Source organism: Cronobacter sp. JZ38, from assembly GCF_008932145.1.
Lineage (GTDB): Bacteria > Pseudomonadota > Gammaproteobacteria > Enterobacterales > Enterobacteriaceae > Cronobacter > Cronobacter muytjensii.
On record NZ_CP017662.1, the window covers coordinates 1,371,328 to 1,393,839 of the forward strand.

Consider the following 22,512-nt stretch of genomic DNA (forward strand, 5'->3'; position numbering starts at 1 on the left):
CTTACGCGGGCTCGACAGGCAGATCCTGACGGCCTCCCCATTCGCTCCAGGAGCCGTCATAGAGCGTCACATCACTTGCGCCAAGCGTGGCGAGGGCGAGCGTGACGACTGCCGCCGTTACGCCTGAGCCGCAGCTGGTGATAATCGGGCGATGCAGATTCACGCCCTGGCGTGCGAAAATCGCGTGCAGTTCGTCGGTCGTTTTCAGCTGGCCTTTGACCACCAGATCGGTCCACGGCACGTTCAGCGCGCCGGGCATATGGCCGCGTCTGAGGCCTGGACGTGGTTCATCGGCTTCGGCGTTAAAGCGCGCCGCCGGGCGGGCATCGACAATCTGCGCGGTATTCTCATGGCTCGCCAGCAGCACGTCGGTCAGACGTTTAATCTGCCGCTCATCCAGTTTCGCCTCGAATTCGCCTTCCTGCGCCTCGACCGCGCCTTCCTGTAAGGGAAAACCGTCGCGCTGCCATTCGGCGAGGCCGCCTGCCAGAATCGAGACGTTCTGCACGCCGAACGCGCGCAGCATCCACCAGGCGCGCGGCGCCGAGAAGAGGTTGCCTTCGTCGTACACAATCAGGTGCTTGTCATCGCTGACGCCGAGCTCGCGCATGGCGACCGCGAAAGTTTCCGGGCGCGGCATCATATGAGGCAGGGGAGTGGCGTGATCGGACAGCGCTTCGATATCAAAAAAAAGCGCGCCGGGCAAATGGCCCGCCCGGTACTCTTGCGCCATATCGCGCAGATGTTCCTGTCCGGCAGGGGCCATGCGGGCGTCGAGGATCTGAATTTCCGGGTCGTCGATATGCTCTGCAAGCCAGTGGCTCGCGACAAAAAAGGATGTGGACATGGCGTTCTCCGTGTCATCGCTGAGAAACGGATTGTCAGCGCTTTTTCACCTCACCACAAGCCATCATTATTGATGCCGCGAGCGAGCTCCGGTTATAACGCCGCTTCTCCGTTCACCCAGGCTTTTTGCAGCGCCGGCCAGTAGTCGCGGTTTGCTTCGATCATATCATCGAGGATCGCTTTGGCGTGCTGCATCGTGGGTACCGTACGGTTAAGTGTAAACGCCTGCAGCGCTTTTTCGTAACTTCCCTCAAGCGTCGCCTCGACCAGCAGCTGCTCGGAGGCGAGCTGCTGCATGAGCAGCGTCTGGTGAAAGAGCGGCACCGCGCCCATACGCACCGGCTCCGGGCCTGCGGCGGTAATGTAAGCGGGCACTTCGACCATCGCGTCATAAGGCAGATTGGCGATAGCGCCTTTATTCTCGACAATCACCAGATGCCGCTGGCGTAAATCGAACGCCAGCGAGCAGGCGACATCCACAATAAACGCGCCGTGTACGCCCACATGGAACGCATCCGGGAGAATGCCGGTACGTTTGTACTCTTCCGCCGCCGCGAACAGTTTTTTCTCGCGCCCGTCCATCACTTCGTTCGCGCGCGTGTAGTTCGGATCCTGATGCTCAACGATGTCGTTTGGCATCAGGTAATACTGTAAATAGGGGTTCGGCAGGTAATCCGGGAAGTGATCCATAATCGGCTTAATGTTGCGCCAGGTTTTCACCCAGGACGGATCAGAATGTTGCGGGTCTGTTTGCGCCGCGTCTTCCGTCAGCAGGCCGAACTTCGCGATATGACGGCGCAGCGCGGGAAGTTGATCCTCGCCATCCACCAGCACGCGGGTAAACCAGCCGAAGTGGTTCAGCCCGAAGTAATCCACTTCCAGCTTATGGCGGTCCACGCCGAGGATCGCGCCCATATTCCGCATCGCCGCCACCGGCATATCGCAGATATTAAGCACGCGCGCGGTCGGACGCAGGCGACGCACGCCTTCGGCCACAATCGCCGCCGGGTTGGAGTAGTTCACAATCCATGCTTTCGCATCGGCGTAACGCTCCACCATATCGATAAGCTCCACCATTGGCAGAATGGTGCGCAGGCCATACGCCAGACCGCCGGGGCCGCAGGTCTCCTGGCCCACCACACCGTGGCGCAACGGAATTTTTTCATCTTGTTCGCGCATTTTGTACTGGCCAACGCGCATCTGGGCGAAGACAAAATGTGCGCCGCTGAACGCCACTTCCGGGTCGCTCGTGGTGGTGAATTTGATGGTCTCGCTGTGATCGCGGATCACTTTCTCCACGACTGGCGCGATCGTCTCCTGGCGCGCGCTGTCGATATCGTAAAGACGGATCTCGGCCAGTGGGAAATCGCTTAAGCGCACCATCAGGCTTTTCACGATGCCTGGCGTGTAAGTACTGCCGCCACCGGCGATAGATAAAATAAAGGGAGGTTTCAACATCATCAGCTCCTGTCAGAGAAACATTTCGACTGCTTCACGCATCTTTTTCACATGTAGCCCGTAGACCACCTGAACGTTATTACCTTGTTTAATCACCCCTTTCGCGCCCGTGGCTTTTAGTCGGGGTTCATTGATAGCGGCGACGTCGCGCACCGTGACGCGCAGCCGCGTATAACAGTTATCCACCACTTCGATATTGGTCCGGCCGCCCAGACCTTCGATAATCGCTTCGCCGAGGCCGTCATTAGCGCCTTTCGCCTGGTACTCCTGCTTGCTGTAGAGCCGCGTCTCTTCGTTCTCCTCTTCGCGCCCGGGTGTTTTCATGTTGAAACGCAGGATCAGGAAGCGGAACACCGTGAAATAGAGCGCCGCCATGATGAGCCCCACCAGCAGGTACATCGGCCAGTTCGATTTTTCCGTGCCAAGCGGCAGGTTGTAGAGTATGAAATCGATAATGCCGTTAGCGCCGATGGCGTGAACGTCGAACAGATAAAAGAGCATCATGCCGATCCCGGTCAGCACCGCGTGCACCACAAACAGCAGCGGCGCGATAAACAGGAATGAAAATTCGATAGGCTCGGTGACGCCGACCAGCAGCGACGTCAGCGCCGCCGGGATGAGAATGGCTTTGGCGGCGGCTTTACGCTCCGGCTTCGCCGTCATATACATCGCGAGCGCGGCGGCGGGCAGACCGAACATTTTGCTGATGCCGCGCGCGTCCCACACGACCGTCGAACTTAGCTGCGTGACGGAAGGACAGGCCATTTCGGCAAAATAAATGTTGCGCGCGCCCTGATAGAACGTGCCGCACACCTCCTGCGTGCCGCCAAGCTCGGTATAAAGGAACGGCGTGTAGACCAGATGATGCAGGCCGGTTGGCACCAGGATGCGTTCAAGGAAGCCATACACCGCCACGCCAAACGGGCCCGCGCCTTTAATAGCCAGCGCCATCGTGCTGATGCCGTGCTGGGCGAAGGGCCACAGTTCGCTCATCACCACGCCCAGCACCATTGACACCGGCAGCATAATGATGGCGACAAAACAGTGGCCGGAGTAAATCGCCATCGCGCCGGAAAACTGCACGCCGGAGTAGCGGTTATAGAGCCAGCCGGAGAGCGCGCCGGTAAGAATGCCCGCGAACACGCCCATCTCCAGCACCTGTACGCCAAGCACCATACTTTGCCCGGCCGCGCGCATCTGGTCGGCGGGCGCGAGTTCGCCCTGGAGCTGTAGCGTCACGCTCATGGCGTTGATAAAAACAATAAAAGTCACAAGGCCTGTCAGCGCCGCATAGCCTTTGTCACGTGACGCAAGGCCAATGGGAATGCCGACTGCGAATACCAGCGCCAGGTTCGCCAGCACCGATACCGCCGATTTGGCGATAAGCTGCCCGGTCTGCTGCAGCGCCGGATGGCCGAGAAAAGGCAGATACTCTGCAAGACTGCCGTTGCCCAGCACGTTGCCGAACGCGATAAACAGGCCGACTATCGGTAATATCAATACGGGTCCGTAAAGGGACTTTCCAAAATTTTGTAGGGCGTTCACGGCGTATTTCATTTAGCTCTCTCTTTTTTATCGTCTGGCTAAACGCGTCTGGCTACATCACCTGTTGCGCAGAGGCACCGCTCAAAGGTAGCAATCCGCCGCGTGCGTAATCCAGTTATCTGATTGTTTTAAAAACAAATAACTCAAAAGGTAACATGTAACGTTACGCGTTGTGATCGCGGTAACATCTGAAGAGAAGGACGGGAGAGAACAGCGTTTTGCAGGCCGTTGCAGAGAATTTGCAAAGCATCGTCCGCTATTCATTTTTGGTGGTTTTTGTTGTCATCACTTTTAAGCATAATAGCCGCCGTTACCGGAACCGACGGCCGCGATGGCCAGGGAAAACTATGAAATCACTGCGTCTGGCTGTCATCGCGACAGCGTTACTGGCGTCTTTCACTCTCGGCGGGTGCGACGACAAGGAAAGTGCTTCCGCCGATGCATCCTCGCCGGCTGCCCAAAGCAGCGCCGCGCCTGCGGCTAAGCCCCAGGCAGCCGACCTGCAAAAACTGGCGCAGCAAAGCGCCGGTAAGCCTCTCAAACTCCAGGATGCTTCCGAGATCCAGCTTGACGGCGCCAGCACGCTGGTGCTGACCTTCTCCGTGCCGCTCGATCCCAACCAGGATTTTGGCCGCGTGGTGCATCTTGTCGATAAAAAAGATGGCAAGGTGGACGGCGCCTGGGAGCTTGCCCCGAACTTAAAAGAGCTGCGTCTGCGCCACCTTGAGCCTAACCGCGAACTGGTGCTGAGCGTCGATCGCGAACTGCTGGCGCTCAATAAAGCGTCGTTCGGCATGGCTTACGAGAAAACCCTGACCACGCGCGATATCGCGCCGAGCGTCGGTTTCGCCAGCCGCGGCTCGCTGCTGCCGACCAAAGTCGTGCAGGGGCTGCCGGTCATGGCGCTCAATATCTCAAGCGTTGACGTTAACTTTTATCGGGTGAAGCCGGAATCTCTGGCGGCGATGGTCAGCCAGTGGGAGTACCGTAATTCGCTCAGCAACTGGGAATCTGACCAGCTGCTGAAAATGGCGGATCTGGTCTATACCGGGCGGTTTGACCTCAATCCGGCCCGCAACACCCGCGAAAAACTGCTGCTGCCGTTAAGCGATATCAAGCCGCTGCAACAGCCGGGCGTCTATCTGGCGGTGATGAATCAGGCGGGGCATTACAACTACAGTAACGCCGCGACGCTCTTTACGCTGAGCGACGTCGGTCTTTCGCTGCACCGCTATCATGACCGCATGGATATTTTCACCCAGAGCCTGGAGAACGGCGCGGCGCAAAGCGGTGTGGAGGTGCGTCTCTTAAACGACAAAGGGCAGACGCTGGCGGAGGCAACCAGCGACAATACCGGCCACGCGCGTCTCGACAACCCGAAAGAGGCGGCGCTGGTGCTGGCCCGGATGGGCGAGCAGACGACGATGCTCGATCTCAACCTCCCTGCGCTCGATCTGGCGGAGTTCGATACCGGCGGCGAGCGCGGCTTCAGCAAACAGTTCTTTATGTTTGGCCCACGCGATCTCTATCGCCCTGGCGAAACGGTGATCGTTAACGGTCTGCTGCGCGACAGCGACGGCAAACCGCTTTCGGCGCAGCCGGTGAAATTCGAAGTGGTTCGCCCGGACGGCCAGGTGGCGCGCACGCAGGTAGTCGAGCCGAACAACGGGCTTTATCAGCTCACCTGGACGCTGGACGATCGGGCCGCGACCGGTCAGTGGGTCATTCGCGCCAACACGGGCGACAACCAGAACCGCAACTGGCTGTTCCAGGTTGAAGACTTCATGCCGGAGCGCATGGCGCTCAATCTTAATGTGCAGAAAGCGCCGCTGGCGCCTGCCGATACCGTAAATATCGGCATTGAAGGACACTACCTCTACGGTGCGCCTGCGGCAGGCAACAGCGTGCAGGGGCAACTCTATCTGCGTCCGCTACGTGACGCGGTGCCGCAGCTGCCGGGTTTCCAGTTCGGCAACATTGCGGAGGAGAACCTCTCCCGCAGCCTGGATGAAGTCCAGCTAAATCTTGATGACGCCGGTGTGGCGCAGGTCTCCACCGAAAGTCAGTGGCAGGACGCGCGTTCTCCGCTGCGCTTTATTGTGCAGGCGAGCCTGCTGGAATCGGGCGGTCGCCCGGTGACTCGCCGCGCCGAACAGGCCATCTGGCCCGCCGACGCGCTGGTGGGCATTCGTCCGCAGTTTGGCGAAAAAGCGGTTTATGACTACCGTACCGACGACACCGTTAACCAGCCGATGGTCGATGAAAACGGCAGCGCCGGTTTCGATATCGTCTATGCCAACGCGCAGGGCGAAAAAATCGCCGTGAAAGGGCTGAAAGTGCGTCTGGTGCGCGAGCGCCGCGACTACTACTGGAATTGGTCAGATTCTGAAGGCTGGCTGTCGCAGTTCGATCAAAAAGATCTGGTGGAAGCCGAGCAGACTATCGATCTGGCGGCGGGCGAAACCGGCAAAGTGTCTTTCCCGGTGGAGTGGGGCTCTTATCGCCTTGAAGTGGTATCGCCTGACGAACTGGTCAGCAGTATGCGCTTCTGGGCCGGTTACAGCTGGCAGGACAACAGCGATGGCGCCAGCGCGCCGCGACCGGATCGCGTCACGCTGAAAATCGACAAACCGTTCTACCAGCCGGGCGACACCATCAAGCTGCACATTGCCGCGCCAGCCGCAGGCAAAGGCTATGCGATGGTGGAATCCTCTGAAGGCCCGCTGTGGTGGCAGGAGATAGACGTGCCGGCGAAAGGGCTTGATCTGGACATTCCGGTCGATAAAGCCTGGAAGCGTCACGATCTTTACCTCAGCACGCTGGTCGTGCGCCCCGGCGACAAATCCCGTTCCGCGACGCAAAAACGCGCGGTCGGCCTGCTGCATCTGCCGATGGGCGATGAAAACCGCCGCCTGAACCTGACGCTGGACACGCCTGCCAAAATGCGCCCGGACAGCACGCTGTCGGTGAAAGTGAAAGCCAGCGTGAAAAACGGCGAGCTGCCGAAGCAGATCAACGTACTGGTCTCGGCAGTAGACAGCGGCGTACTGAACATTACCGATTACGTCACGCCAGACCCGTGGCGCGGCTTCTTTGGCAAGAAACGCTATGGCGCGGATATTTATGATATCTACGGCCAGGTGATTGAAGGCCAGGGACGTCTGGCGGCGCTGCGCTTCGGCGGCGACGGCGATGAGCTGAACCGTGGCGGTAAACCGCCGGTTAACCATGTCACCATCATCGCCGAACAGGCGGTGCCGGTGCAGTTAAACGCGCAGGGCGAAGGCACAATTACGCTGCCAGTTGGCGACTTTAATGGCGAACTGCGCGTCATGGCGCAGGCCTGGAGCGACGATCGCTTCGGCAGCGGTGAAAGCAAAGTGATTGTGGCCGCGCCGGTGATCGCTGAGATGAGCACGCCGCGCTTCCTCGCGGGCGGCGACACCTCGCGCCTGGCGCTGGACGTCACTAACCTGACGGAGCAGCCGCAGCAGCTTAACGTCAACTTCAGCGCCAGCGGGCTGGTGCGTCTTGACGCGCAGACTTCTCAGCAGGTGAACCTGAAAGCGGGCGGTCGCACAACCCTGTTTGTACCGGTCGCTGCCAGTGAAGGCTTCGGCGACGGGGCGATAGAGGCGCAGATCACGGGCCTGTCGCTGCCGGGCGAGCGTTTCGCGCCGCTCAAGCGGGAATGGAAAATCGGCGTACGTCCGGCGTATCCGGCGCAAACTATTAACAGCGGAGCGATGCTGCGCCCGGGTGAAATCTGGACCGTTCCGGCTTCGCATCTGCAAGGGCTGAACGCCTCGACGCTTGAGGGGCGGTTGCTGTTAAGCGGTCGCCCGCCGCTCAATATCGCGCGTTATATTGAAGAGTTGCGCGCCTATCCTTACGGCTGCCTTGAGCAGACTACCAGCGGTCTGTTCCCGTCGCTTTATACCAGCGCCGCGCAGTTGAAAGCGCTCGGTATCAAAGGCGATACCGACGAGCAGCGCCGCGCGGCGGTGGATATCGGCATCGCCCGCCTGCTGGAGATGCAGCGCGAGGAGGGCGGCTTCGGTTTGTGGGATAAAGAAAGTCCGGAAGAGTACTGGGCGACCGCCTACGTGACCGATTTCCTTGTGCGCGCGGGCGAGCAGGGCTACAGCGTACCTGCAGATGCGCTGAATAAAGCCAATGCGCGCCTGCTGCGTTACCTGCAGGATCCGGGCACCATCGCGCTGCGCTACAGCGAAAATAACGCGGCTTCGCGCTTTGCGGTGCAGGCTTATGCCGGACTGGTGCTGGCGCGTCAGCAGAAAGCGCCGCTCGGCGCGTTGCGTGACGCCTGGGAGCATCGCGCGCAAGCGGGCGGCGGTCTGCCGCTGGTGCAGCTTGGCGTCGCGCTGAAACTGATGGGCGATGCGCCGCGCAGCAAAGCCGCGCTGGATCTGGGTGTGAAAACCGAGCGTCCACGCAACCTCGGCTGGCTTGGCGACTACGGCAGCGACCTGCGTGACGACGCGCTGAAGCTGAGCCTGCTGCAGGAATATAACCTGCAGCCCGACCAGCAGAGCACGCTGCTGTCTGCGCTCTCTGATGAGGCGTACGGCGAGCGCTGGCTCTCTACGCAGGAAAGCAACGCGCTGTTCCTGGCGGGCCGCAACCTGGTGAACCAGCCGGGCGACTGGCAGGCGCAAACCACGCTTGCCGGACAGTTCATGAGCGGCGACAAAGCGCAGAGCGTGGCGCTGGACGCCGACAAGCTCAGTGCATTGCAGGTGACCAACACGGCCCAGACTCCGCTCTGGTTGCGTCTCGACAGCCAGGGGTATCCGGACGCCGCGCCACAGCCTGCCGGCAACGTACTGCATATTGAGCGCCATTACCTCAACAGCAAGGGCGAGTCGGTGTCGCTATCGAGCCTGAAGAGCGGCGAACTGGTGATGGTGTGGCTGAACGTCTGGGCGGAAAAAACGGTGCCTGACGCGCTGGTAGTTGATCTGCTGCCTGCCGGGCTTGAACTGGAAAACCAGAACCTCGCTAACGCCAGCGCCAGCCTGAGCAGCGCCAGTGGCGAGGCGGGTGAACTTATCAGCCGCATGCAGCAGATGGATATTCAACATATGGAGTTCCGCGATGATCGCTTCGTCGCCGCACTGCCTGTGAATGAGGGCATGAACGCCACGCTGGTTTATATGGCGCGCGCGGTCACGCCGGGCACTTATAAAGTGCCGGCACCACAGGTGGAGTCGATGTACGTGCCGCAATGGCGCGCGACTGGTGCGACTATCCCTGCGCTGACTATCTACCCCTGACAGGTGAGCTGTGATTAAAAGCCTGTTGAAAAGGCGCCGCCGCTGGATGATTCTGGCGGCGGCGCCGCTTTTATTGTGCGCCGCGCTGTGGCTTGCCGATAAACTCTGGCCGCTGCCGCTGTATGAGGTGCAGCCCGCACGCGTGGTGGTGGCGCAGGACGGTACGCCGCTGTGGCGCTTCGCCGATAAAAACGGTATCTGGCGCTACCCCGTCACCATTGAGGATGTGTCGCCGCGCTATCTTGAGGCGCTGCTGAACTATGAAGACCGCTGGTTCTGGCGTCACCCCGGCATCAACCCGCTCGCCATCGCCCGCGCGGCCTGGCAGGATCTCCGCTCCGGCTCGGTCGTCTCAGGCGGCAGCACGCTGACGATGCAGGTTGCGCGCCTCCTGGATCCGCATCCGCGCACCTTCGGCGGCAAGCTGCGCCAGGTGTGGCGGGCGATGCAGCTTGAATGGCATCTCTCGAAAGCGGACATTCTCACGCTGTATCTGAATCGCGCGCCGTTTGGCGGCACGCTGCAGGGCATCGGTGCCGCGAGCTGGGTCTATCTCGGCAAGCCGCCTTCGCGGCTGAGCTATTCCGACGCCGCGCTGCTGGCGGTGCTGCCGCAGGCGCCGAGCCGTCTGCGTCCGGACCGCTGGCCGGATCGCGCCCAGGCGGCACGCGATAAAGTCCTGCGCCGTATGGCGACGCAAGGCGTCTGGAGCGAGAAACAGGTGCGGGAGTCGCTGGAGGAGCCCGTGTGGCTTGCGCCACGACAGATGCCGCAGCTTGCGCCATTGCTCTCACGCCGCCTTGTCACCCAGCGGCGTGAAACCAAAATCACCACCACGCTCGACGCAGGGCTACAGCGCCAGCTGGAAGATCTCGCGCTCAACTGGAAGGGCCGTCTCCCGGCCCGTACCTCACTTGCCATTCTCGTGGTCGACCACACCACAATGGAAGTACGCGGCTGGGTCGGCTCGGCGGATATCAACGACGACGCTCGCTTCGGGCATGTCGATATGGTGACGGCCATCCGCTCGCCGGGCTCGGTGTTAAAGCCGTTCGTTTACGGGCTCGCGCTCGATGAAGGGCTGATCCATCCAGCGTCGCTGTTGCAGGATGTGCCGCGCCGTTTCGGCGACTATCGTCCCGGCAACTTTGACAGCGGCTTTAACGGCCCGGTCAGCATGAGCGAGGCGCTGGTGCGATCGCTTAATCTGCCGGCGGTGCAGGTGCTGGAAGCCTACGGGCCGAAGCGCTTTACGGCCCGGTTGCGTAACGTCGGGCTGGCGCTGCGCTTCCCGCCGACGGCGCAGCCGAGCCTGGCGGTCATTCTGGGCGGCGCGGGTGCCCGTCTTGATGAAATTGTGGCGGCGTACAGCGCATTCGCCCGTCACGGTCAGGCGGCGCGCCTGCGCGTGGTGAAGGGTGATCCGCTGCTGGAGCGGCCGCTAATGTCGCCGGGCGCTGCATGGATTATCCGCCGTATTCTTGCTAACGAGGCGCAACCGCTGCCGGACGGCTCGCTGCCGCAGGTGGTACCGCTTGCCTGGAAAACCGGCACCAGCTACGGCTACCGCGACGCCTGGGCGGTGGGCGTCACGTCGCGCTACCTGATTGGCGTCTGGACGGGACGCCCGGATGCGACGCCTGTCGCCGGGCAGTTCGGCTTTGCCAGCGCCGTACCGGTGCTTAACCAGGTCAATAATTTGCTGCAGGCGGGCGCCGCCTCGGCGGTGCAGCAGGCCCGGGAGCCGGTCGATCCGCGCCCGGCATCGGTGTCTTCAGGAACTATCTGCTGGCCGGGCGGGCAGCATCTGCCCCCAGGCGACACTAACTGTCGCCGCCGGTTATCGACGTGGCTGCTGGATAACAGCGAGCCACCGACGCTGCTTGCCGACGGGCAGGAGGGCAGCCGCGGCATTCAGTTCCCGCTGTGGCTGAACGAGAAAGGCGAGCGGGTGGCGGCGGATTGTCCACACGTCGCTGAAAGCCGGCTGCTGCTCTGGCCGCTGCCGCTTGAACCGTGGCTGCCGCCGGGCGAACGGCGGGCCGCGCGCCTGCCGCCGGTCTCCGCGCAGTGTCCGCCTGTACATCAGCAGGATCTGGCGCCGCTGCTGCTGACCGGCGTGCGCGAAGGCGCCGTTCTGAAGCGACTGCCAGGGCAAGCCTCGCTCTCCTTACCGCTACGCAGTCAGGGCGGCGGCGGGCGTCACTGGTGGTTTTTGAACGGCGAACCGCTGGAAAAAGAGGGCGACAGCGTGACGCTGACATTTACCGGGAGCGGCGACTATCAGGTATTGCTGATGGATGAGGCCGGACAGATTGCCGCCGCGCAGTTCCGCGTGGAATAACCGAAGAGGGGTAAAAACTGCGCTTTCGACATTAAGTGTTGCCGAAGGTAATATTATTTTAAAAAAATGTTACCCCTAACCGTAGGCAAGGATAACGTTGCTCATTATAATCGGCGCCAATTCTAAACTGGCCTGTCGGGCAAACAGAACAACTTACAGAGGTAATCATGGCAATTGAGCGCACTTTTTCCATCATCAAGCCGAACGCAGTCGCTAAAAACGTTATCGGCAGCATTTTCGCGCGTTTTGAATCCGCTGGCTTCAAAATCATCGGCACCAAAATGCTGCACCTGTCCGTTGAGCAGGCGCGTGGCTTCTACGCTGAGCACGAAGGCAAACCGTTCTTCGACGGCCTGGTGGAATTCATGACCTCTGGCCCTATCGTGGTTTCCGTTCTGGAAAGCGAAAACGCGGTACAGCGTCATCGCGATCTGCTGGGCGCGACTAACCCGGCTAACGCGCTGGCAGGCACCCTGCGCGCTGATTACGCGGACAGCTTTACCGAAAACGGCACCCACGGTTCCGATTCCGTTGAGTCCGCTAACCGCGAAATCGCTTATTTCTTCGGCGAAGGCGAAATCTGCCCGCGCACTCGCTAATGTAGCGAAACGGCAAAGCGACATTTACATTTTATTTTCATGATGTCGCTTTAAGCCGTGGCGTCACTGCCATAGAATTTGTACAATGCTGCGCCCCGGATGAGCTTGCTCTTACCGGGGCGTCTTTTTTTATCAACCCTCCAGAGGCCGTAACGTGTAACAACGAGGCCAGGATCGAATATGTCTGAACACATTGTCACGCCTGAGACTGACTCAGCAGCGCCTGCTATTAAATCTGAAAAAATTAACCTCCTCGATCTGAACCGCCAGGAAATGCGCGAGTTCTTCAAAACGCTGGGTGAAAAGCCGTTTCGCGCCGATCAGGTGATGAAATGGATGTATCACTATTGCAGCGATGATTTCGATGAGATGACCGACATCAACAAAGTGCTGCGCGGAAAGCTCAAGGAAGTGGCGGAAATCCGGGCGCCGGAAGTGGTCGAAGAGCAGCGCTCTTCCGATGGCACCATCAAATGGGCGATTGCGGTCGGCGATCAGCGCGTTGAGACGGTCTATATCCCTGAAGACGATCGCGCCACGCTGTGCGTTTCTTCGCAGGTGGGCTGCGCGCTGGAGTGCAAATTCTGCTCGACTGCGCAGCAGGGCTTTAACCGCAATCTGCGCGTGTCGGAAATTATCGGTCAGGTGTGGCGCGCAGCGAAAATTATCGGCGCGGCCAAAGTGACCGGCCAGCGTCCTATCACCAACGTGGTGATGATGGGGATGGGCGAACCGCTGCTGAACCTCACCAACGTGGTGCCGGCGATGGAAATCATGCTCGACGATTTTGGCTTTGGACTTTCCAAACGCCGCGTGACGCTCTCCACCTCGGGCGTGGTGCCTGCGTTAGACAAGCTTGGCGATATGATAGACGTGGCGCTGGCTATTTCGCTGCACGCTCCGAACGATGAAATCCGCGATGAAATCGTACCTATCAACAAGAAGTACAACATCGAAACGTTCCTCGCCGCCGTACGTCGTTATATTGGAAAATCTAACGCCAACCAGGGCCGCGTGACCATCGAGTATGTGATGCTGGATCACGTGAACGACGGTACCGAACACGCGCATCAGCTGGCTGAACTGCTGAAAGATACGCCGTGCAAAATCAACCTGATCCCGTGGAACCCGTTCCCGGGCGCGCCGTATGGCCGCAGCTCCAACAGCCGTATCGATCGCTTCTCTAAGGTGCTGATGAGCTACGGTTTTACGACTATCGTGCGTAAAACGCGCGGCGATGATATCGACGCGGCCTGCGGGCAGCTGGCGGGCGATGTTATCGACCGTACCAAACGCACCCTGCGCAAGCGCATGCAGGGTGAACCTATCGCTGTCAAAGCAGTCTGACAGGCAATAAAAAGCCTGTAAGGTCACGCGGGCAGGCTATCGCGTGACCAGTTCTGGCGCAGGCGCAGCGATTGCTGCGTAAAGAAGCGCCCGTGGTGAATAATTACGGTGCGTTTCTCTGCGCTTTAAGGCAGTATGTAGCGTCGCAACAACATGTTAGCTGGGGCTTTCTGGCTTATCTGGCGCGACTTAACAGACACCGGATAAAAAGCTGGCTATGGTTAACTAACGTTTCTGATTATCGCCTGCGGCAGCGCGCCGTCTGAGGCGTTAAGATACGGGAACGGGTAACGGATGACGCGCAGTGCGTGTGTCCGATGAGAATGATTTCGCGGTATGGGCAGACAGGACAGCGAAACGTTGTCTTATTCCTGCCGGTGCCAGGTTCCTCAATGAAAACAGTACCAGCAGTTGTAGCTAATGAATACTGAAGCCACTCACGAAGAAAATGCACCACACACCACGGGTGAGCGTCTGCGCCTTGCCCGTGAACAACTGGGTCTCAGCCAACAGGTTGTGGCGGAACGTTTATGCCTGAAGGTTTCGACTGTCCGTGACATTGAAGAGGACAACGCGCCTGCGGACCTGGCCTCCACGTTCCTGCGCGGCTATATCCGCTCCTACGCGCGCCTGGTGCACGTTCCGGAAGAAGAACTGCTGCCGATGCTTGCCAAACAGGCGCCGGTGAGAACCGCGCAGGTCGCGCCGATGCAAACCTACGCGCTCGGCAAAAGCCGTAAAAAACGCGACGGCTGGCTGATGAGCTTTACCTGGCTTGTGCTTTTTGTTGTGGTCGGCCTGACGGGCGCCTGGTGGTGGCAAAACCACAAAGCGCAGCAGGAAGAGATCAGCACGATGGCTGATCAGTCCAGCGCAGAGCTGAGCCAGAACGCGGCCAATAGCCCGCAGTCTGTTCCGTTGAATACCGATACCACCGCTGACGCGTCGCAGGATCAGGCGACGCCGCCAGCGGATCTGCCAGCCGGTGATACTCAGAATACCGCTTCTGCGAGCCCGCAGCCGACGCCGATGCCTTCGCCGAATACGGCAAGCCAGCAGCCGGTCGTGGTACCGCCGAGTCAGGCGACCACCGACACCGCCGCGCAGCAAAACGCCGCGCAAAGCCAGCTGCCTGTCGGCCAGGCCTCTACCGCACCTGCCGCAGACGCCAACGCGCTGGTGATGAATTTCACCGCCGATTGCTGGCTTGAAGTGACAGACGCGACCGGTAAAAAATTGTTCAGCGGTCTGCAACGTAAAGATACTAATCTGAATCTGACCGGTGAGGCGCCGTACCGTCTCAAAATCGGCGCGCCGTCGGCAGTGCAGATTCAGTACCAGGGCAAACCGGTGGATTTGAGCCGTTTTATCAGAACTAACCAGGTTGCACGTCTGACCCTCAATGCCGAACAATCAGTAACGCAGTAACAGACGGGCAATGAGGGAGATTTGTCATGCATATTGAAGCGCCCATTCAGCGTAGAAAATCTAAACGGATATACGTCGGTAACGTCCCCATCGGCGATGGCGCGCCCATCGCCGTACAGTCGATGACCAATACGCGCACGACGGATGTCGAGGCGACGGTCAATCAAATTAAAGCACTGGAGCGCGTGGGCGCGGATATCGTTCGCGTCTCGGTGCCGACGATGGATGCCGCTGAGGCGTTTCGTCTCATCAAGCAGCAGGTCAACGTTCCGCTGGTCGCGGATATTCACTTCGACTACCGCATCGCGTTGAAAGTCGCCGAATATGGCGTCGACTGCCTGCGCATTAATCCCGGCAATATCGGTAACGAAGAGCGTATTCGCTCGGTAGTAGACTGCGCGCGCGATAAAAACATTCCGATCCGCATCGGCGTTAACGCCGGATCCCTTGAAAAAGATCTCCAGGAAAAATATGGCGAGCCGACGCCGCAGGCGTTGCTGGAATCCGCCATGCGTCACGTCGATCATTTAGATCGCCTCAACTTCGATCAATTTAAAGTGAGCGTGAAAGCCTCTGACGTATTCCTGGCGGTAGAGTCCTATCGTCTGCTGGCGAAGCAGATCGATCAGCCGCTGCATCTCGGGATCACCGAAGCGGGCGGCGCTCGCGCGGGCGCGGTAAAATCCGCGATCGGCCTTGGGCTCCTGCTTTCCGAAGGGATCGGCGACACGCTGCGTATTTCGCTCGCGGCCGATCCTGTCGAGGAGATCAAAGTCGGTTTCGATATTCTGAAATCACTGCGTATTCGCTCCCGCGGCATTAACTTCATCGCCTGCCCGACCTGTTCCCGTCAGGAGTTCGACGTTATAGGTACGGTGAATGCGCTGGAGCAGCGTCTGGAAGATATCATTACGCCGATGGATGTTTCGATTATCGGCTGCGTGGTGAATGGCCCTGGCGAAGCGCTGGTATCAACACTTGGCGTCACTGGCGGCAACAAGAAAAGCGGCTTTTACGAAGAAGGCGTGCGCAAAGATCGTCTGGATAACGACGATATGATCGCACAGCTGGAAGCCCGCATTCGCGCCAAGGCATCGATGCTGGATGAGAACCGCCGCATCAGCGTGCAGCAGCTGGAAAAATAACGCAAACGTGGGAAGCGGCGTGCTTCCCGTGTATGATTGAACCCGCAAACCGCCCCAGCCACACCGGAGCGGTCTGTTTCGGGTTCATTTTTTGTATAGAAAAAGAGAATAAACGTGGCAAAAAACATTCAAGCCATCCGCGGCATGAACGATTACCTGCCGGGCGATACCGCCATCTGGCAGCGCATTGAAGGCACACTCAAGCAGGTGCTCGGCAGCTACGGTTACAGCGAAATCCGTTTGCCGATTGTAGAGCAGACCCCGTTGTTCAAACGCGCTATTGGTGAAGTGACCGACGTGGTTGAAAAAGAGATGTATACCTTTGAGGACCGCAACGGCGACAGCCTGACTCTGCGCCCCGAAGGCACCGCGGGCTGCGTGCGCGCCGGCATCGAACATGGTCTGCTGTACAATCAGGAACAACGCTTGTGGTACATCGGCCCGATGTTCCGTCATGAGCGTCCACAGAAAGGACGCTACCGCCAGTTCCATCAGCTCGGTGCCGAAGTGTTTGGCCTGCAGGGCCCGGATATCGACGCGGAACTGATTATGCTGACCGCGCGCTGGTGGCGCGCGCTGGGTATCGCCGAGCACGTTTCGCTGGAGCTGAACTCTATCGGCTCGCTGGAAGCGCGTGCGAATTACCGCGATGCGTTAATCGCGTTTCTTGAGAAGCACATCGATAAACTCGATGAAGACTGCAAACGCCGCATGTATTCAAACCCGCTGCGCGTGCTGGATTCCAAAAATCCGGACGTGCAGGCGCTGTTAAACGACGCGCCGATGCTCGGCGATTATCTCGATGAAGCGTCCCGTGAGCACTTCGCCGGCCTGTGCGCTTTCCTCGACGACGCGGGTATCGCTTACACCGTCAACCAGCGCCTCGTACGCGGCCTCGACTATTACAACCGCACCGTCTTTGAGTGGGTCACCACGAGCCTCGGCTCGCAGGGCACCGTCTGTGCGGGCGGCCGTTACGACGGCCTGGTCGAGCAGTTAGGCGGCCGCGCGACCCCGGCAGTGGGTTTCGCGATGGGCCTTGAACGCCTCGTTTTACTGGTTCAGGCGGTAAATCCGGAATTTACGGCGGATCCTGTTGTCGATATATACCTGATTGCGTCCGGTAACGGCGCGCAGTCGGCAGCAATGCAGCTGGCCGAGCGGGTTCGTGACGCGCTGCCGGGCTGCAAGCTGATGACCAACTACGGCGGTGGCAACTTCAAGAAGCAGTTCGCCCGCGCAGACAAATGGGGCGCGCGCATCGCGCTGGTTCTGGGCGAGGACGAAGTCGCCAATCGTCAGGTTGTGGTGAAAGATTTGCGTTCAGGTGAGCAACAGGCGCTCGCGCAAAGCGAACTGGCCGCGCATCTGCAGACGCTGCTGGGCTGATTTCCCGGCGACATATCGTTAAGGAGAAGGACTGCGTGGAAATTTACGAGAACGAAAACGAGCAGCTCGACGCGGTAAAGCGTTTTTTTGCCGAAAATGGCAAAGCGCTGGCGGTGGGTGTGGTATTAGGGATTGGCGCGCTGGTTGGCTGGCGTTTCTGGAACGGCTCGCAGGTCGATACCGCTCGCGAAGCGTCGCTGAACTATCAGAATGTCATGACTGACGTCCGCGCGGACGATCCGAAAACCCTGAGCGCGGCGGAGCAGTTCGTCGCCCAGAACAAAAACAGCTACGGCGCGCTGGCCTCGCTAGAACTGGCGCAGCGCTATGTCGATAAAAACGATCTCAACAAAGCCGCGCAGCAATTGCAGCAGGGCATTGAGAACGCGAAGGACGAGAATCTGCGCTCGCTGATGAACCTGCGCTTAGCGCGCATTCAGATCCAGCAGAAACAGGCGGATGCCGCGCTGAAAACCTTGGATAGCGTGAAAGGCGAAAACTGGTCGGCGATGGTAGCCGATTTGCGCGGCGACGCGCTGCTGAGTAAAGGCGATAAACAGGGCGCGCGTGATGCCTGGAGCAAAGGAGCGAATGATAAAAATTCCCCGGCGCTTGGCGATATGATGCAGATGAAAATTAATAACTTGTCCATCTGAGAGGGACCCGATGCAATTGCGTAAATTAGTTCTGCCAGCGATGCTTTCCGTCACGCTGTTAAGCGGTTGCTCACTGTTTAGCGGTGAAGAAGATGTGGTGAAAATGTCGCCGCTGCCGACCGTTGAAAACCAGTTTGCACCGGAAGTCGCCTGGGACACCTCCGTAGGGAGCGGGATTGGCGATTTTTACTCTAACCTGCACCCGGCGTTTCTTGATGGCAACGTCTACGCGGCGGACCGTCGTGGCACCGTAAAAGCAGTGAATTCGCAGGATGGCAAAGAAATCTGGAGCGTCGATCTCTCAGAGAAAACCGGCTTTTTCTCCCGTAACCGTCCGGCGCTGCTCTCCGGCGGCGTGACCGCCGTTGGCGCGCATGTGTATGTCGGCAGCGAAAAGGCGCAGGTTTATGCGCTCAATACCTCTGACGGCTCTGTCGCCTGGCAGACCAAAGTGGCGGGCGAAGCGCTCTCCCGCCCGGTCGTCAGTGACGGCATGGTGCTGATTCATACCAGCAACGGCATGTTGCAGGCGCTGAACGAAAGCGACGGCGCTATCAAATGGACCGTGAATCTGGATATGCCGTCGCTCTCGTTGCGTGGTGAATCCGCACCGGCGTCCGCCTTTGGCGCCGCGATTGTCGGCGGCGATAACGGCCGCGTCAGTGCAGTGCTGATGCAGCGCGGCCAGATGATCTGGCAGCAGCGCATTTCGCAGGCGACGGGCGCGACCGAAATCGATCGTCTGAGCGACGTCGATACGACGCCGGTTATCGTTAACGGCGTGGTTTACGCGCTGGCGTATAACGGTAATCTGACCGCGCTGGATCTGCGCTCCGGTCAGATTATGTGGAAACGCGAGCTGGGCTCGGTGAATGATTTCATCGTTGACGGCGGACGTATCTACCTGGTAGACCAGAGCGATAACGTGCTGGCGCTGAATGTGGAAGGCGGCGTCACGCTCTGGACCCAGACGCAGCTGCTGCACCGTAACCTCACCACGCCGGTGCTCTATAATGGATCGCTGGTGGTGGGCGACAGCGAAGGCTACCTGCACTGGATGGATACGGATAATGGCCGCTTCGTGGCACAGCAAAAAGTGGACAGCTCCGGCTTCCAGACCGAGCCTGTCGTAGCGGATAACAAGATCCTTATCCAGGCTAAAGACGGCACGCTCTACGCGATTACGCGTTAACAGACAGGCGTAGCACAGCTAAAACGGCTCCTGATCACTGCAGGGGCCGTTTCCTGTTTTCTGAAGCCCGCGCTTTGATGCGGGTTTAACAATGATTTATCAGTAATGAGGCTTTAAGAATGATACCTGTGGTCGCGCTGGTCGGGCGCCCTAACGTCGGAAAATCCACGTTGTTCAACCGTTTAACCCGCACCCGGGATGCGCTGGTAGCGGATTTCCCGGGGCTGACGCGTGACCGCAAATATGGTCGTGCCGAAGTGGAAGGACGTGAATTTATCTGCATCGATACCGGCGGTATCGATGGTTCGGAAGAAGGGGTGGAAACCCGCATGGCGGAACAGTCGCTGCTGGCGATTGAAGAAGCCGACGTGGTGCTTTTCATGGTTGATGCCCGCTCAGGTCTGATGCCGGCGGATGAGGCTATCGCCCAGCATCTGCGCAGCCGCCAGAAACCGACGTTCCTGGTCGCCAACAAGACCGACGGTCTCGACCCGGATCAGGCGGTCGCGGATTTCTACTCGCTCGGTCTCGGTGAAATTCACCCGATTGCGGCGTCTCATGGCCGTGGTGTCACCTCGCTGCTGGAACATGTACTGGTGCCGTGGATGGACGATGTCGATCCGCCGGAAGAAGTGGACGAAGAAGCCGAATACTGGGCGCAATTTGAGGCCGAGCAAAATGGCGAAGTTGTGGAAGAAGAAGAGGACGACTTCAACCCGCAGGATCTGCCGATCAAACTGGCTATCGTCGGGCGTCCGAACGTAGGTAAGTCAACGCTTACCAACCGCATTCTCGGCGAAGACCGTGTTGTGGTTTTCGACATGCCTGGCACTACGCGTGACAGCATCTACATTCCGATGGAACGCGACGGGCGCGAGTTCGTGCTTATCGATACGGCGGGTGTGCGTAAACGCGGCAAAATCACTGACGTGGTAGAGAAATTCTCGGTCATCAAAACGCTCCAGGCGATAGAAGACGCCAACGTGGTGCTGTTGGTGATTGACGCGCGTGAAGGGATTTCCGATCAGGACCTCTCGCTGCTGGGCTTTATTCTCAACAGCGGTCGCTCGCTGGTGATTGTCGTCAACAAGTGGGATGGCCTGAGCCAGGAAGTGAAGGACGAAGTCAAAGAGACGCTGGATTACCGCCTCGGCTTTATCGATTTCGCCCGCGTTCACTTTATCTCTGCTCTGCACGGCAGCGGCGTCGGCAACCTGTTTGAATCGGTACGCGAAGCGTATGACAGCTCCACGCGCCGCGTCAGCACCGCGCTGCTGACCCGAATCATGAAAATGGCGGAAGAAGATCATCAGCCGCCAATGGTGCGCGGTCGCCGCGTGAAGCTGAAATATGCGCACGCGGGCGGTTATAACCCGCCAATTGTGGTTATCCATGGTACTCAGGTAAAAGACCTGCCGGATTCCTACAAGCGTTATCTGATGAACTACTTCCGCAAATCGCTGGACGTGATGGGCACGCCGATTCGCATTCAGTTCAAGGAAGGGGCGAACCCGTTTGCCAACAAGCGAAACACGCTGACGCCAAACCAGCTGCGTAAGCGTAAACGCCTGATTAAGCACATCAAGAAAAGTAAATAACCGGAGCGGGAGTCATGATGACTCCCGCTGTGTTTTTAAGGAGGTATCGCGTGGAATTACGTTGTCCGAACTGTCAAAACCCGCTAGAGCCGAGCGAGCGCGGCGCGCATTGCTCCACCTGCCATCAGGATTATCAGGTTGAAGCGCGCTGTCCCGACTGCCAGCAGCCGCTGGAAGTGCTGAAAGCGTGCGGCGCGGTGGACTATTTCTGCCGTAACGGCCACGGGCTGATTTCGAAAAAACGCGTCGAGTTCACGCTTCGGGCGCACTAATCGCAGATACAGCCCTCGCCACGCTTCCAGAGCTCGCGCAGCCCTTCCGGCGCCGCGTTTTCCGGCACCAGAAGTACGATATCGGCATAACCGGCCTGGTTATGCTGCGTCCAGAGGATTTGGATGCGGAAATAGCGCTGATCGCCGCGCCCCGGCGAATCGGGCTGCCCTGGCGCAAACGCCTGGGGCAGCGCCTGGTGCAGAATATCAATAAGCCGCTGGCGCTGTTCGGCGTTCAGCTCGGCGACGGCGATGCGCCGCTGACCGGCAAGGCGTGGCATATACGCCACGCCGCCTTCACGCGCCAGCTCTACGACGGCGTCATCCGTCAGATCTGGCAAGTCCATTACAATACTCCTGTGGTTTTCCACGCCTGTTCGATAGCCTGCGCCACGCTGTCGCCGGAGCGTTTACGGCCATGCTCAATCGTCAGTTTCGCGAAACTCGCGAAATCGGCATTCTGCGAAAGTGAGCGGTCACACACGGTGTCGTACCAGGCATAACCCGCTTTTTCCCACGCATAGCCGCCAATCGCCGTCGCCGCCAGGTAAAACGCGCGGTTGGGAATGCCGGAGTTGATATGCACGCCGCCGTTATCCTCGCGGGTTTTAACGAAGTCATCCATATGACCGGGCTGCGGATCTTTACCCAGTAGCGGGTCATCGTACGCTGTGCCAGGCGCTGACATCGAACGCAGGCCGGTGCCATTAATGCCTTCCGCCAGCAACCCTTCGCCGATTATCCAGTCCGCCTGATCCGCCGTCTGCTGCCGATAGTATTGCTTCACCAGCGCGCCGAAGACATCGGAAAGCGATTCATTGAGCGCGCCCGCCTGCTCGAAGTAGATAAGCCCGGCTTCAGTTTCCGTCACGCCGTGACTCAGCTCGTGCGCCACGACGTCAATAGCGATGGTAAAGCGGTTGAAGATTTCACCGTCGCCATCGCCGAACACCATCTGCTGGCCGTTCCAGAAGGCGTTCTGGTATTCGCGCCCATAGTGCACCGTGCCGCTGAGGATAAGCCCTTTATTGTCCAGCGAATCGCGCTTATACGCTTTCCAGAAGAAATCGTGGGTAACGCCCAGATAGTCATAAGCTTCATCTACCGCCACATCGCCTGCCGACGGTTCGCCTTCGCGGCGTACTGGCTTCCCGGGCAGCTCTTCACGGTTCTGAGCATCGTAGATATCGCGCTCCAGCTCGCCCTTAGCGGAGACGTGCGGCGCGGCGGGCTTCGCATGCTGATGCGCCATCAGCGTCTGGACATGGGTGAGGGTCTGGCGCGCTTTCTGCTGCTGTGGCGCTGAGCCGTTATCGATAATACGGCGCAGAAGGTAGGGGGGAATAACGGTCGGATAACGTGAATCGTTCATGGGGTCTCCTTACTCGGCAAGTGC

At 59.2% G+C, this 22,512-nt stretch carries 16 protein-coding genes; 11 read left to right on the plus strand and 5 right to left on the minus strand.

Annotated features, from left to right (window positions below; all coding sequences use genetic code 11):
* Window position 1: 1 nt before the first annotated feature.
* The 3 genes from sseA to BJP61_RS06505 form a co-directional block, all read right to left on the minus strand.
* A complete protein-coding gene (gene sseA / locus BJP61_RS06495; RefSeq protein WP_171998022.1) occupies window positions 2–847 on the minus strand; it encodes a 3-mercaptopyruvate sulfurtransferase in 846 nt (281 codons plus the stop codon).
* A gap of 92 nt (window positions 848–939) precedes the next feature.
* Window positions 940–2,304 (minus strand): 6-phospho-alpha-glucosidase, encoded by a 1,365-nt coding sequence (locus tag BJP61_RS06500; RefSeq protein WP_038861278.1) that lies wholly within the window; start codon window positions 2,302–2,304, stop codon window positions 940–942.
* A gap of 12 nt (window positions 2,305–2,316) precedes the next feature.
* Window positions 2,317–3,861, minus strand: a complete 1,545-nt coding sequence (locus BJP61_RS06505; RefSeq protein ID WP_171998023.1) for a PTS transporter subunit EIIC — start codon at window positions 3,859–3,861, stop codon at window positions 2,317–2,319.
* 335 nt (window positions 3,862–4,196) lie between these two features.
* Here BJP61_RS06505 and BJP61_RS06510 point away from each other — a divergent pair, with 335 nt between their 5' ends.
* The 11 genes from BJP61_RS06510 (at window position 4,197) to BJP61_RS06560 (ending at window position 21,116) form a co-directional block, all read left to right on the plus strand.
* Window positions 4,197–9,146, plus strand: a complete 4,950-nt coding sequence (locus BJP61_RS06510) for an alpha-2-macroglobulin (RefSeq protein WP_171998024.1) — start codon at window positions 4,197–4,199, stop codon at window positions 9,144–9,146.
* A gap of 13 nt (window positions 9,147–9,159) precedes the next feature.
* Window positions 9,160–11,490 carry a peptidoglycan glycosyltransferase PbpC gene (pbpC, locus tag BJP61_RS06515; protein WP_053531597.1) on the plus strand — a complete coding sequence of 777 codons (2,331 nt, stop codon included), beginning with the start codon at window positions 9,160–9,162 and terminating at the stop codon, window positions 11,488–11,490.
* 167 nt (window positions 11,491–11,657) lie between these two features.
* Window positions 11,658–12,089: a nucleoside-diphosphate kinase gene (gene ndk / locus BJP61_RS06520; protein ID WP_007712751.1), complete on the plus strand. Its 432-nt coding sequence runs from the start codon at window positions 11,658–11,660 to the stop codon at window positions 12,087–12,089.
* Window positions 12,090–12,269: 180 nt separating this feature from the next.
* Entirely contained in the window at window positions 12,270–13,436 is a 1,167-nt protein-coding gene (locus BJP61_RS06525) for a bifunctional tRNA (adenosine(37)-C2)-methyltransferase TrmG/ribosomal RNA large subunit methyltransferase RlmN (protein WP_038861284.1), read from the plus strand.
* A gap of 420 nt (window positions 13,437–13,856) precedes the next feature.
* Window positions 13,857–14,864 (plus strand): cytoskeleton protein RodZ, encoded by a 1,008-nt coding sequence (gene rodZ / locus BJP61_RS06530; RefSeq protein WP_038861285.1) that lies wholly within the window; start codon window positions 13,857–13,859, stop codon window positions 14,862–14,864.
* Window positions 14,865–14,890: 26 nt separating this feature from the next.
* On the plus strand, window positions 14,891–16,009 hold the full coding sequence (gene ispG, locus BJP61_RS06535) for a flavodoxin-dependent (E)-4-hydroxy-3-methylbut-2-enyl-diphosphate synthase (RefSeq protein ID WP_171998025.1): 1,119 nt from the start codon (window positions 14,891–14,893) through the stop codon (window positions 16,007–16,009).
* Window positions 16,010–16,123: 114 nt separating this feature from the next.
* Complete coding sequence (gene hisS, locus BJP61_RS06540) at window positions 16,124–17,398, plus strand: histidine--tRNA ligase (protein ID WP_075193679.1); 1,275 nt, start codon at window positions 16,124–16,126, stop codon at window positions 17,396–17,398.
* Window positions 17,399–17,433: 35 nt separating this feature from the next.
* Complete coding sequence (locus BJP61_RS06545) at window positions 17,434–18,054, plus strand: YfgM family protein (RefSeq protein ID WP_161579772.1); 621 nt, start codon at window positions 17,434–17,436, stop codon at window positions 18,052–18,054.
* Between the two features lie 10 nt (window positions 18,055–18,064).
* Window positions 18,065–19,246 carry an outer membrane protein assembly factor BamB gene (gene bamB / locus BJP61_RS06550; protein WP_161581240.1) on the plus strand — a complete coding sequence of 394 codons (1,182 nt, stop codon included), beginning with the start codon at window positions 18,065–18,067 and terminating at the stop codon, window positions 19,244–19,246.
* 119 nt (window positions 19,247–19,365) lie between these two features.
* A complete protein-coding gene (der, locus tag BJP61_RS06555; protein ID WP_038861290.1) occupies window positions 19,366–20,844 on the plus strand; it encodes a ribosome biogenesis GTPase Der in 1,479 nt (492 codons plus the stop codon).
* Between the two features lie 50 nt (window positions 20,845–20,894).
* The gene (locus BJP61_RS06560) at window positions 20,895–21,116 is read left to right on the plus strand and encodes a zinc ribbon domain-containing protein (protein WP_171998026.1); all 222 of its coding nucleotides are present in this window, start codon (window positions 20,895–20,897) and stop codon (window positions 21,114–21,116) included.
* Here the strand turns inward: BJP61_RS06560 and BJP61_RS06565 are convergent.
* Together BJP61_RS06565 and BJP61_RS06570 are read right to left on the minus strand one after the other, a co-directional pair.
* Window positions 21,113–21,463: a protealysin inhibitor emfourin gene (locus tag BJP61_RS06565; RefSeq protein WP_038861292.1), complete on the minus strand. Its 351-nt coding sequence runs from the start codon at window positions 21,461–21,463 to the stop codon at window positions 21,113–21,115. The genes BJP61_RS06560 and BJP61_RS06565 overlap by 4 nt on opposite strands.
* Complete coding sequence (locus BJP61_RS06570; protein ID WP_075193682.1) at window positions 21,463–22,488, minus strand: M4 family metallopeptidase; 1,026 nt, start codon at window positions 22,486–22,488, stop codon at window positions 21,463–21,465. Before BJP61_RS06570 ends, BJP61_RS06565 begins: the two co-directional genes overlap by 1 nt.
* Window positions 22,489–22,512: the final 24 nt, after the last annotated feature.

Bases quoted from the DNA above. Each gene is read 5' to 3' on its own strand.
- sseA (WP_171998022.1), bottom strand. From the start codon at position 847: ATGTCCACATCCTTTTTTGTCGCGAGCCACTGGCTTGCAGAGCATATC.
- BJP61_RS06500 (WP_038861278.1), bottom strand. From the start codon at position 2,304: ATGTTGAAACCTCCCTTTATTTTATCTATCGCCGGTGGCGGCAGTACT.
- BJP61_RS06505 (WP_171998023.1), bottom strand. From the start codon at position 3,861: ATGAAATACGCCGTGAACGCCCTACAAAATTTTGGAAAGTCCCTTTAC.
- BJP61_RS06510 (WP_171998024.1), top strand. From the start codon at position 4,197: ATGAAATCACTGCGTCTGGCTGTCATCGCGACAGCGTTACTGGCGTCT.
- ndk (WP_007712751.1), top strand. From the start codon at position 11,658: ATGGCAATTGAGCGCACTTTTTCCATCATCAAGCCGAACGCAGTCGCT.
- BJP61_RS06525 (WP_038861284.1), top strand. From the start codon at position 12,270: ATGTCTGAACACATTGTCACGCCTGAGACTGACTCAGCAGCGCCTGCT.
- rodZ (WP_038861285.1), top strand. From the start codon at position 13,857: ATGAATACTGAAGCCACTCACGAAGAAAATGCACCACACACCACGGGT.
- ispG (WP_171998025.1), top strand. From the start codon at position 14,891: ATGCATATTGAAGCGCCCATTCAGCGTAGAAAATCTAAACGGATATAC.
- bamB (WP_161581240.1), top strand. From the start codon at position 18,065: ATGCAATTGCGTAAATTAGTTCTGCCAGCGATGCTTTCCGTCACGCTG.
- der (WP_038861290.1), top strand. From the start codon at position 19,366: ATGATACCTGTGGTCGCGCTGGTCGGGCGCCCTAACGTCGGAAAATCC.
- BJP61_RS06565 (WP_038861292.1), bottom strand. From the start codon at position 21,463: ATGGACTTGCCAGATCTGACGGATGACGCCGTCGTAGAGCTGGCGCGT.
- BJP61_RS06570 (WP_075193682.1), bottom strand. From the start codon at position 22,488: ATGAACGATTCACGTTATCCGACCGTTATTCCCCCCTACCTTCTGCGC.